The sequence below is a fragment of the Microbacterium sp. Leaf351 genome (genome assembly GCF_001423825.1).
Classification (GTDB): Bacteria; Actinomycetota; Actinomycetes; order Actinomycetales; family Microbacteriaceae; genus Microbacterium; species Microbacterium ginsengisoli.
Genome location: NZ_LMPK01000018.1, coordinates 111,970 through 113,705, shown reverse-complemented (window position 1 = coordinate 113,705; position 1,736 = coordinate 111,970). Strand labels below are relative to the sequence as shown.

The window sequence follows — 1,736 nt, the reverse complement described above, 5'->3', positions numbered from 1 at the left end:
CCCGTCGGCAGCTTGAGCACGCCGCTGTCGAGTCCCACTGCCGCCCACGCGCGGTAGAACCCCTGCGTCGTCGCGATCGCCGATCCAGATGCCGCCACATCGATGCGACCGTTCGCGAACGTCTGCGCGCAGGCGCTGGACGCAGCACAGTCCGCCGGGCCCGAAGGCGCTCCGAGCGTGGCGATCCCGCCCATCGAGGTGTATTTCGCGGCGATGCCCGACGGGATCACATAGGCGACGGTGCCCGACGACACGATGAGTCCACCACTGAACTGCTGCGTGCAGCCGGCCGAGACGCATGCGGCGTTCGACAACGGATACCCCAGGGGTCCGCTCGAGCTGTTCACCGTGTTCCACGCTGTGAAGATCGGGCCCGTCACAGACGTCACTTGCGTGCCGGATGTGTAGAACGCCGCACGCGCGAACAGCTGGGCGCACTGGCTTCCGCCAGGGGAACAGAGCTCCGGTCCGCGCGCGCCGCCGAGCGCGACGCCCCCGGCCGCCAACCAGGCGGATGCGACATGGGAACCGACCAGCGACCCGCCCGTGGAGTCCGCCGCGATCACCCCGCCGTCGAAGGACTGCACACACGTGCCGTCGGGATTACAGACCACGACTCCCGTCGGAAGCCCGGGCGTCCCCGTGATGAATCCCAGATTGCGCCACATCGTCTCGATGAGCGTCGGCACACCGAACACTCCTCGACCGGGGAACCAGAAGATCGTTCCGCCCGTGAACGACTGCTGACAGTACTTGCTGTCGATGCACACGACGCCACCGAGCGGCGAACCGAGAATCCCGCTCGCGCCGCCGAGTGCCTGCCACGCATCGGCGTAGGCGCCCTCGACCGGCTGGCTCAGCGGGTTGCCGAACCAGTCGGTGTACAGCCGCCAGAAGTTGCGGTTGCCATAGGTCGAGCAGAAGTCGCCTGTCCCGTAGAGATTGTCGAGCGCTGCCTGGTTCGGCGTGTACGGCGTATAGATGTAGAGAGCCCGGGTCGCATCGTTCTGGATGTAGACCGGCTTCGTCCCGCAGATCCGACTGTTGTCGGGAGGCGTCGCCTGATAGAGGATGTTGTTCCAGCCGAGCTGATAGCCGAATGACTTCGGATTCTTGATGTAGACCTGGAACTGACGGGCCGCCCCGTACACCTGGTAGAAGAACCCCGCGTAGGCGGGATCGCACGCCGCGCCGTCCGGGCATCCCTGTCCGAGCGCGGCAGAGTAGTTCCGGGCCGTCGGCGCGGTGGACGTGATGAGACCCTGCTCCTTCTGGAGCATCACGAGGATCACCTTCGGGTTGATACCGCACGCCTGGGCGGCCAGCACGATGACCTGCGCGGCGCTCAGCGTGCCACCCGGCGTGGCTGCGCAGTAGCTGTTCGCCGCGAGCGCCGGAGTGGACTGCGCGTAGTAGTCCTTCAGACAGGGCATCCCGTTGCTGCCGCTGCACGAGGTCACTTTGGAGTTCAAAAACGCCTGGACATCCGCCACGGTCATCGACTGGGAGTCGAAGAAGTTCTGATCGGAGATCAGATACCCGGGCTGGAAGTCCGAGGCGTTGGCCGCGGCTGCCGGCGATGACGCCGCGGGGAGTACGACAGCGACGAGGCCGCCGACCACCGCGAGGCAGACAGCGAAGATCGCGATCAGCCGGGGCCTGCGCGCGCGTCGACCGGTGCCTGTCACGGCTGGCTAACGGTCGTGGGAGCAGAAGACGCTGCGGCCGTCGATGAC

General features: G+C 66.6%; 1 protein-coding gene. It reads right to left on the bottom strand.

Annotated features, from left to right (window positions below):
• Positions 1–1,688 (bottom strand): LGFP repeat-containing protein (locus ASG00_RS07325; RefSeq protein ID WP_442922617.1); only part of this gene is annotated, 1,688 nt, incomplete at its 3' end.
• Positions 1,689–1,736 lie beyond the last annotated feature (48 nt).